Origin of the sequence: Gilliamella sp. A7, from assembly GCF_002142015.1 — a bacterium.
In the GTDB taxonomy this organism is placed as follows: domain Bacteria; phylum Pseudomonadota; class Gammaproteobacteria; order Enterobacterales; family Orbaceae; genus Gilliamella; species Gilliamella apis_A.
Genome location: NZ_NASN01000017.1, coordinates 38,299 through 47,965 on the forward strand (window position 1 = coordinate 38,299; position 9,667 = coordinate 47,965).

The 9,667-nt window shown below is 32.5% G+C and carries 12 protein-coding genes and 1 pseudogene; 1 reads left to right on the forward strand and 12 read right to left on the reverse strand.

Going from position 1 to position 9,667, the window contains the following annotated elements; genetic code table 11:
• Nucleotides 1–93: 93 nt before the first annotated feature.
• The 5 genes and pseudogenes from B6D18_RS06295 to B6D18_RS12490 all read right to left on the reverse strand — a co-directional run bounded on the left by B6D18_RS06295 (nucleotide 94) and on the right by B6D18_RS12490 (nucleotide 4,883).
• On the reverse strand, nucleotides 94–1,329 hold the full coding sequence (locus B6D18_RS06295) for a M20 family metallo-hydrolase (RefSeq protein ID WP_086363666.1): 1,236 nt from the start codon (nucleotides 1,327–1,329) through the stop codon (nucleotides 94–96).
• Nucleotides 1,322–1,807 carry an L-2-amino-thiazoline-4-carboxylic acid hydrolase gene (locus tag B6D18_RS06300; protein ID WP_086363667.1) on the reverse strand — a complete coding sequence of 162 codons (486 nt, stop codon included), beginning with the start codon at nucleotides 1,805–1,807 and terminating at the stop codon, nucleotides 1,322–1,324. Before B6D18_RS06300 ends, B6D18_RS06295 begins: the two co-directional genes overlap by 8 nt.
• 53 nt (nucleotides 1,808–1,860) lie before the next feature.
• On the reverse strand, nucleotides 1,861–3,375 hold the full coding sequence (locus B6D18_RS12990; RefSeq protein WP_371328876.1) for an amino acid ABC transporter permease/ATP-binding protein: 1,515 nt from the start codon (nucleotides 3,373–3,375) through the stop codon (nucleotides 1,861–1,863).
• A 90-nt stretch (nucleotides 3,376–3,465) separates the two neighbouring features.
• Nucleotides 3,466–4,242, reverse strand: a pseudogene (locus B6D18_RS12995) (transporter substrate-binding domain-containing protein); the annotation flags it as partial.
• Between the two features lie 440 nt (nucleotides 4,243–4,682).
• A complete protein-coding gene (locus B6D18_RS12490) occupies nucleotides 4,683–4,883 on the reverse strand; it encodes a hypothetical protein (protein WP_144063958.1) in 201 nt (66 codons plus the stop codon).
• Nucleotides 4,884–5,282: 399 nt separating this feature from the next.
• On the opposite strand from B6D18_RS12490, the gene B6D18_RS06310 reads away from it, so the two are divergent.
• The gene (locus B6D18_RS06310; RefSeq protein ID WP_086363669.1) at nucleotides 5,283–5,447 is read left to right on the forward strand and encodes a SymE family type I addiction module toxin; all 165 of its coding nucleotides are present in this window, start codon (nucleotides 5,283–5,285) and stop codon (nucleotides 5,445–5,447) included.
• A 94-nt stretch (nucleotides 5,448–5,541) separates the two neighbouring features.
• Here B6D18_RS06310 and B6D18_RS06315 read toward each other — a convergent pair whose 3' ends face one another.
• From B6D18_RS06315 to B6D18_RS06335, 7 genes are all read right to left on the reverse strand, one after another.
• Nucleotides 5,542–5,952 carry a barstar family protein gene (locus B6D18_RS06315; RefSeq protein WP_086363670.1) on the reverse strand — a complete coding sequence of 137 codons (411 nt, stop codon included), beginning with the start codon at nucleotides 5,950–5,952 and terminating at the stop codon, nucleotides 5,542–5,544.
• A gap of 12 nt (nucleotides 5,953–5,964) precedes the next feature.
• On the reverse strand, nucleotides 5,965–6,156 hold the full coding sequence (locus B6D18_RS13000) for a ribonuclease domain-containing protein (protein WP_086363675.1): 192 nt from the start codon (nucleotides 6,154–6,156) through the stop codon (nucleotides 5,965–5,967).
• Nucleotides 6,157–6,446: 290 nt separating this feature from the next.
• On the reverse strand, nucleotides 6,447–6,704 hold the full coding sequence (locus B6D18_RS12585; RefSeq protein WP_158092531.1) for a VENN motif pre-toxin domain-containing protein: 258 nt from the start codon (nucleotides 6,702–6,704) through the stop codon (nucleotides 6,447–6,449).
• Between the two features lie 551 nt (nucleotides 6,705–7,255).
• Complete coding sequence (locus tag B6D18_RS12590; RefSeq protein WP_158092532.1) at nucleotides 7,256–7,402, reverse strand: hypothetical protein; 147 nt, start codon at nucleotides 7,400–7,402, stop codon at nucleotides 7,256–7,258.
• Between the two features lie 61 nt (nucleotides 7,403–7,463).
• On the reverse strand, nucleotides 7,464–7,961 hold the full coding sequence (locus B6D18_RS06330; protein ID WP_086363672.1) for a contact-dependent growth inhibition system immunity protein: 498 nt from the start codon (nucleotides 7,959–7,961) through the stop codon (nucleotides 7,464–7,466).
• Entirely contained in the window at nucleotides 7,961–8,062 is a 102-nt protein-coding gene (locus B6D18_RS13005; RefSeq protein ID WP_371328877.1) for a hypothetical protein, read from the reverse strand. Before B6D18_RS13005 ends, B6D18_RS06330 begins: the two co-directional genes overlap by 1 nt.
• A 275-nt stretch (nucleotides 8,063–8,337) precedes the next feature.
• Nucleotides 8,338–8,685, reverse strand: a complete 348-nt coding sequence (locus tag B6D18_RS06335; protein WP_086363673.1) for a hypothetical protein — start codon at nucleotides 8,683–8,685, stop codon at nucleotides 8,338–8,340.
• Nucleotides 8,686–9,667 lie beyond the last annotated feature (982 nt).

Consider the following 9,667-nt stretch of genomic DNA (forward strand, 5'->3'; position numbering starts at 1 on the left):
ACTTTTCCAGTTTTTTATTTTATAACTATTGATAATGCACCGCTTTAATTTAAATAACCAAATTATTTTCATGTTGGTTGGAAGTAATATCATTTATTGCGATAATTCTAATAAAGTATCCAATAAAACATCTGCTCCGGCTTTGCACCAGGAAGTAGTTATCGATTCAGCTTCATTATGACTTATCCCTTTGATACAAGGAATAAATATCATTGAAGTCGGCGCAATGCTACTCAAATGACAAGCATCATGACCTGCACCAGAAACCATTTCAATTGCCAAATAATTATTTTTTATTGCCGCCTTTCTAACTGACGTTATGCAGTTTAGATCAAAATGGATAGATGGCATGCTAAGCACTTTTTTTATGTCCAGTTTTAAATTCAATTTTTCAGCTATTTCAGATAATTGAGCATAGATAAGCGTTTCAAAGTTTGCCAATAATTCAGAATCATAATGTCGTAGATCTATAGTAAAAAAACAATGATCCGCAACTACATTACGAGAATTTGGGCTGACAGTTATCATACCCACGGTTAACCTAATATCTTTGCTGTCTGGATGTAATGCCAGTCGGTTTAAAGCAGTCACAGATTCAGATAATCCCACCACCGCATCTTGGCGCATATTGACTGGCGTTGTTCCTGCATGGGCAGCTAAACCCGTCAATGTGACTTCATACCAACGCTGGGCAAACGCACCTTTAACAATACCAATTGTTTGATTTTGTTGTTCAAGTATAGGACCTTGTTCAATATGAGCCTCAATAATGGCTTTAATTGATTGATTGGCTATTTTAGCATTACCCAAATAACCAATATCTTCTAATGCTTGTTTAACCGTAATACCATCTTGATCTTTTATCGCATAAGCTTGATCAAGATCCAGCTTGCCAGTAAAAACAGCTGATCCCATCATGGCTGGCGCAAAACGTGAACCTTCTTCATTAGTCCACATCACTAATTCTATAGGGTGATTAGTTTGAATATTATAATCATTTAACGTTAGTAAAACTTCTAAACCAGCTAATACGCCATAGATCCCATCATACCGGCCACCCTTTGGTTGACTATCACCATGTGAACCGGTCATCACTACTGGTAAATCTTTAAGGCCTTCTCGACGTATAAAAATATTACCTATCGCATCGACTTGAACTTTAAAACCAGCAGATTGACTAATTTGAATAAGTAAATCACGGGCTTGTTTATCTAAACTCGTTAATGTTAAACGTGTCACACCGCCATTTTTAGTCTTGCCTATTTGAGCAAAATCATCAAGCAATTTTTCAAGGCGTGTAATATTAATTTTGGGTTGTAAACTACTCATTATTTTTGCCCCTTAGGCAGTAACGAAAATCACAAATACCATCACCCATCATAATAGTATGAGGACGATCTAATTTAACTTGCGGAGCATAGCCTTCGATAAATTTACTATCGCGATTACAGGATAATAAAAAACCAATTTCAGCTAATCCCATTTGCTGATACATTTCTGCGTATCGACATCGATGGACATTATAGTCATATCGCTCATGACTGTTTTCAACGACAGTAATTATTAAAGCATCATCTTGTTCCCACAGATGTTGTAAGGCTACAAAACTTTCAACGCTAGTACCATTGGGCTCCTTTGCAGCAAACTCTTTTCCAGATTCAACTGCTGCTTGGGCAACCGCTTCGCCAATAACCGCCTTAGCGACCTCTTTACCATAATCGCGTGTTAATATTTCATATATAGGTTTTATTATTTCTGCTTCAATTTTACGACGATGTAAAATACCTATTTCGGGAAATTCTTGCATCACTTATACCTCAATCATTCTAACTATTATTTTTTAAGTTTAAATTTTTATTATCAACGTTCATTCTGATTAAGAAATTGTTGTAAACGTTTATCATCACTATTTTTTAAAACATTAGGCGCATCATCATGAATAATCTGTCCTTCTTCCATAAAGAGAATACGATTAGAAACTTTAAATGCAAAAGACATTTCATGAGTAACAATTAACATAGTCATACCTTCGGCTGCTAGTTGCGCAATAACTTGCAAAACCTCATTAACCAACTCTGGATCGAGGGCTGATGTAGGTTCATCAAACAAAATAATACTTGGTTCCATAACCAATGCCCTAGCAATTGCAACCCTTTGCTGCTGTCCACCAGATAACTGATGCGGATATTTATAAGCATGGTCTAACATCCCAACTTTATCTAATAAAGCTAAAGCTAATTGTTTCGTTATCGCTAAATCCTTACCATGATATTCAGGCGCTAACAGTAGGTTTTCTAAAACAGTCTTATGGGGAAATAAGTTATAATTTTGAAATACCATCCCTAAATGCACAATTCGATTATAGAATTGTTCATCATGTATTTGTCCGCCATTAATAAAGGGAATTCCTTCAAATTTAATCGTTCCTTCATCTAAGTCGGATAAACCATTAATGGTTCGAATAAGGGTTGTTTTGCCAGAACCTGATGGACCTATAATCGATATAACATCCCCCCAATTGACATCTAAATTAATGTCTTTTAGAACTTTTGTATTACCATAATTTTTATACAAATGTTGCAACTCTAACACATACTCACTTGGTTTACTTGTTGATAAAAGATTATTCTCTTTATTTGAAATTAACTTAAATTCATTTGCTTCAATTGTCTCAATGTTGGAACGTTTTGTAACATCCAAAGAGACTTCAAAACGCTTGATTAGCCAAGTAACTATAGTCACTATAGCTACATAATAAATCGCAACAACAGTGAGCGTTTCAATAACTAAAAAATTACGGGTATAAAGCTGTTGACCAACTAATAAAATTTCAGTTAATGAAATAACCGATACTAACGATGTTAATTTTATAATGGTAACAAATTGATTTGTTAGTGGTGGTAAGGCTATTCTCAGTGCTTGAGGAAAAACGATTTTAGCTTGAATTGCCCAGTACCTTAGTCCTAAGGCTCTACCTGCATCAATTTGATCTTTGGAAATTGCTTGTAACGCCCCACGATGAATTTCAGCCATATAGGCACTTTCACTGAGAATTAATGCAATCAACCCTGCCCAAAAAGGATTAGATAATACAACACTACTTGCTTGCCAAAATCTAGGTAAACTATAGATATAAATTAGCAAAACTAATAATGGTAAACTTCTAAATAACCAGATATAAAATGCGGTTATTTTAACCAACACTAAGCGCTTTGAGCGATTACCTAACGCTAATAATAGTCCAAAAACTAAAGCACTTAGCCACGCCAAACCACTTAAAGAAATAACAGTACAACTAGCTTTTGCAAAATTAGGATTAATCAACTCATTAAAAAAATAACTCCAATTAAAGCCTTTCTGTTCAACATTCTGAATTTGTTTTAAATTGCCTACCAAATCGGTAGCAATAAACTCAATATTATCTTGTAGTAATGATTGATTGGGATAAGCTAAATTATATTTTTTTAACAATAGATCGTATTCGCCAGATTGTCGTACCGATTTAATAAGATCGAGCAAATATTGCTTGAACTCCGTATCATTCTTGCGCACAGCCAAACCAATAAGAACAGGATTTATCATATTTTTGCTAGTGATTTTCAAACTGTTATTTAGTTGTTTGATCACCATATTTGCCACTGCAGCATCTTCATATTGCACATCAACACCATGTGAAAGGAGCGCTTGAGAAGCTTCTGGCGCACTTGGGTACTCTTTTACCATAATGGCCTGAAGATGGTGAGATTTACAATATGTCTCACTGATCTGATTCATGGTTTCAATCCACGCTGCCCCTTTCATTGACGATACACTCTTACCACATAAATCTTCTAAGGTTTGTGGATTAAATTTATCATCTTGCCGAACTAATAGCACACCACCAGTCTGTAAATAAGGAATAAAATCAACTTGTTTAGCTCGTGTACCATTAACATATAAAGCACTAGCTACAACATCATAATGGCCTGATTCCAGTCCAATAATAATATTTTCAATTCGAGTATCATTAAATTCAGCTATCTTATGAGACTTTTGTGCTAACAAACGCATAAAATCAGGGTCAAAACCTTCAGCTTGATTATTTTCTAGATAAGCAAAAGGCGCATAGGTCAAATCAATGCCAACTCTTAATACACTGGAATTCTCATCAGTTTTTGCTACCGATAAAGGGGTTATTAAAAGAAAAACAACGCCAATAATCACGGCAAAAATGTTTTTATAAAAAGACAGGAAAGAGCACATAATTTTTCCATCCTTGTGTAAGTTTCTATTTAAATAAAGATATTAAGAAATATCATTAGGATGTACTTGATTATAGTAATAAAGAACTATTTGAATAATAATAAATAGTTATATTGTTATAGCATTTAAATATAAGCCATCATAACCTAAACACTTAATTGCGGGATTTCTATAAGCTATATAGAGACAATATTGATCAGAATATAATTATGGTTCATCAACTATAAGGTAAAACATCAACGACTAAAAGTTCTAATTTTTGATTTGATTAAACTCCTATTTCGTGCCTGTTTCCCAATTGCCCTTTCCATAAACGTTAATGGGAAATTAAAATCAGTAATAATATCTATCCTATCTTTTTCTTAAAATTTTGAGGAAAAGAGGGATTAGAGGTAAGATAAAAGTAATTACGTTGTGGTTTTAGGAATTTTGCCAGTCCACTAAATTGGTTTCTCGTCCGATTGTAAATTATCGAAAACAGATAAAGGGATCTTACTGTAGCTTATAGAATAAGGAATGGTAGAAATTGCTACCATTACAGGTTCGTAGTTATAATTAGGACGCGATTTGAACGCTTCATAACTTACTATAGCACATTCAATACACTCATAAAATGCTTTAAAATCTGCGTCAAATATCACTGTCTGTACCTAATTCAACTATGCGGATGTCACCTGTAAAACCAATTTTTATTGACATCATTTCTTTACCTTATCATTTTTAAGAAAATGATACATTCTATTAAATATTAAGCAAAGTATTTGTTGTTGCCGATAATTTACAAGATAATAATTGATTTGTATAAGAAGTTTTACCTGTTTTGTTATAAATTTCTATTTATTATTCTTGCTTCATTGTTATAGTCATAAAAAATTGGTTGCGCACTGGCCGGTCGAAAAAATATCTGATTATATTAAGATATGTAACCATACTTTAAATTCATTGGCTAAAGGCTGAATTGATATTTAGCTTCATCCTTACCGGTTGCGCCCCGTAAAAATGTCTAATCACAATAACTTAAGCTCCAAGGAGTAGTTATCATGACTAACACCCATTCTATGGCAAAAACTGCCAAAACTAAAACCACCACTAAAACCCTACGAGAGACTGCGCTACACTTAAAAGGCAATTGGTTAGAAGCGGTAGGATTTACTACCGAACAACCTGTAACCATTACCTCTAAAAAAGATAAATTAATTGCCTAACTTGCGAAATAGATTGTGTATTTAGTAAAAATTATCTCAATTCTGCAATAGAGATCGCAGAACTGAAAATAACTATATAAAACTAATAAAAATATTAATCAACAAGTAATACAAAAAAACCTTTTGCTTTTCCATCTACAACCGTATGTAAAACTTCATCTTTCCAAAAAGGACAAATAGTCTCCCGAAACTCATCCATTATAATACCTTTTTCTTTTGGATAAGAACTCATCATTTGTTCAAAATTTTCAATAATTAATATATATCCATCATATTGATCTATCCATGTTAGATCTCTCATCCAATCATTGTATGCATCAATACTGTTGGTGTTTATAAACATATTTTTAGGAAACTGGAAAGCTATAATTATTGCATTCATATAGTCACTAAATGTATGAATATTTGAACCATCCAGTTTGGCAATATAATAATTTTTTAAATTGTATTTTTTAATAATTTGTTTTTCTTGTCCTTTAGCAATATAAATAGTTTGGTTATTCATATTAGTTGTTCTCTATTTAGTTAATTTTATGAATGTTTGGTAATGATTGTTTGTATAATAAACTGAGTTATCACTTCCTCTAATCAAACGCTCAGCATCTCTAGATTGACCTGCTATTTTATTATTGACATCAAATTCCCTGTAAGTAATTGAGTTACCCTTACTATCAACTGTAGATAATTGATTATCACTATTTTTGAATATTCTACCAGCATTGGTTCCTGGTGTCTGACCATTAAAATTGCCATTTCAACCATTTTTTTCATGTTTAGAATATGTATTTTGAACATTATCAGGAAGGTTATTTAATTTTTCTTTTTTTCTTTTCTTCTTTTATTTTATCGATTGGTTTGTTTTTATCATTATCAGACGGTAAGCTTGCCTCTCAGTAGCTGATCCAGCTTGGGTTCCTGCTAATTGACTATCTCCAACAGGATCGACTAAAGCTAACCTAATTAAGCTTTGTTGCGCAAATAATAAATCATCTAAAAGGCTTATACCTCCTTGTCACTTAAATTTTTCCCAATCAGCACATCTGCGGCTGTAATTGTAACAGGCTGACCTAATACACTCGGCCGAAGAACTCGCCAAATAATAACGGCATCTTGAGCCAAAGAATTATTCTCAACTAGGTTTTTACTGCTACTAAATGCTGTGCCAACATCATCAACACGAACACTGCCAGCAGCTAACTGTGATAGTGCACTGATGTTTTCTTTTTCTGCTTCGGTTAAATTTTCTTTGCCATACAATTGTTTTCGGATGATATCTACTGCAACTTTACTTGCAAATATGCTAATTGAACGATGGTGTTTTTTTAGATAATGGTTATTCAGAGTTAGTTTATTGAGTTTATTTTTGTAAAAATAATTGAGAAGTCTATACCATCTTAATGATATTCGAATATGAATGAAGTGGTCATAATTTGGGAGAATTATGCGTAAAAGAGTTAACTATAACAAAGGATGTTACTTTTTCACTGTTTATCTTTAAAATCCTTTAGTTGGGTAAATTCTGATTCAATATAGACCATTCGTCATTACCACTAAAAAAGGCGAGTTAATTGTTCAATTTGTGAACTAGAACGCTGAGTATATAAATAGTCAGTTCAGTTCTGCGACTAGTGTCGCAGAACTTGACGACAGATGCATAAACTAAAGATCATCTGTAGAAATGACATTAATTGCACACAAGCTCTAAATAACCATTTAAATGCACCTGATGCAAAAGGATCATCTAGTGCTGTAACCTCAATTAAAAAATTTATATTTTCAATTTCACCATCAAATTTATGATTATTCCACTAAAACCACTCTTTGGTCTCTGGTTTAAACCACACAAGCCAGTTTTCTAAACTCCATTTTTTATTTTTCTCTAGACTTACTTGTTTTTCCCAAGGAAGACTTCTTCTATAATCAATTTCTTCTTCACTTTCACTATTTATTACCATCTTTACCACTTCTTGGGACAATAGAATTTATTAATTCATCAAATTGATATAGTTTTATCAACTAGCGACAACGACTAAATGCCAATCTTAGCCCTGCACCAATTTCTTCTGGTGAACTATTAATAGGTAAAATGACTTTATCACTTTCGGTAAACCCCTCACCCCCCCAACCTTCTAGCTTTTCATGAATAGAAGGAGAAATAGTTAAAACACCATTTCTAATTTCAATTGAACATCGCATCATCTTTTTAAATAACGCCCGTTTAGTTTTATAACCATACTTGTCCATTAAATTAGCAACCCAATTATTATAACGTTGATTGACGTTATCTCTATCAAAAAAAGTAGCTATCTCGCTTTGTGCTATTTTTCGGCTTTTAGACAAAGCTAATAGTGCCGCCTGACCTAATTCTTCGTTAGACGCATCTTTTGATAATAATAGATTTGCACCATCAGGATCTCTGGCTTTAATTCGGAATCCAGAAAAAGTGCTAATATTGATAAAATCTTGATTTTCATACGCTCCAGCAGAAAACCACTCTTGTTTTGTAAAATCCATTATTTCACCTCTGTTATAATAAGTTTAACACCTCGGCTTTTGCCATAATCAATAGCGTTGGATATATGTTGCCATTGAGCCTTAGTAGTTGCTGCCGGCACAGCTGCAAATGATTTATTGGTTGATGAGTTAATATAAAATAGTTGGTTTAGGCATAGTTTAGCCAACTATCTAGTTATTGTTCACTACTTATGGTTAAGTTACAACCAATATCAGTAATGACTTGTTCACCATATAGCTTAACTTAGTTTAAGTTAAAATAATATTATGGCAACTCTGGATTTAAGCTTATTACTTACTGTAATCGTGCTATATTAGTAACTTAAATCCTGTAATTTCTCTTCATTTAACTTATATTGTTGCTCTGATATTTTTTTTAAACACAGGCTAATGTCAGTTCATTTAGACAATTACGAACATCATTCTTAGAATAAGACACACTTAGTGAATCAAGATATTGTTTTAATCGCCATTCATCCAATACATCCGGCTCTGAAAAATAGTTATGCATATCAACAATGAGTTCAGGTAAAGGTTTTTTTCTTTTAAATTTCAGTCCTTTACCATGCTTTTTAAATAACCATTCTTGTCCATGAACATCTAATTCTCCAATGCGGAGGCAATCTAATAATAAATTGTGATGCTTAACTGTAGGGTAATTCCTTTTAAAAAGAGACAGTAAATTATTTTGTAATTGGAGCATTTCGTTAATATATTCTTTCATATCGAGTATCTCGAAGGCGCCTCCTCTACTTTATAATAATCTTTTTCCATTAATGATAGCTACATCTATAGATTGAGAAGCTTAAAATCCATTAGCTGTCATATGCTTTACTGCTCTTTTAATATCTGAACCTGACAACTCATTTAAATTTTGTCGACTAATTAAATTTCTAGTGTTCATAGCCAATAAGTCTTGCTAATTAAGCTTAATATCATTTTTTGTTATATTATAGATCATAATTATTACCTATTATTTTTTGCTCTCTGATTAGGCTTTCCATTAATGATCCCATCGGGAATAAATCTTTGATGAGTAACAGTTCCTTTAGTATCTATAATGTACACATAATTTCCACTCCGGCCATCTTTTTATTCTAGTTTATTTATCTTCTTTGACATAAGAATCGAATAGAATTGGCTCTTCATCATTTTCAATTAATAACCTATGGCAGACATGACATGTCTCAACATCAAGTCTACCAATTTCTTCATCCCACAAATATTGTGTTTTAATATTAGGTTTATTAACTTCATTTTTTTAAATATTACATCGAAGCGAAGGTTCAGAAAGTTTATTACCTGCTCTGATTTCATCAGCATTCGGTATGGCACCCTTTCGTAACTTATTTTACCTTATTCAACAACAGATAAATTTCCAGTTTCAAGATATTCTGTAGATTGGAAACAAAAAACATCCTTTAGAAAACCTACTCGGTAAAAAACTGTCATTACTAGTAACAGTTCTAATTGTGATTACATTTTTTAGATAATGGTTATTCAGAGTTAGTTTATTGAGTTTATTTTTGTAAAAATAATTGAGAAGTCTATACCGTATTGATAATGCTTAGGCAACAAATTTAATTATTTTTTGTTAATTAATTATATCAGTGTGTCAGAGAATTCATCTAAATTTAGCTAATTTTAAAAAAAGGTTGCAAAATACGTTAAGCACGGTATTTTATATACTACTTAGCGTATTTTTA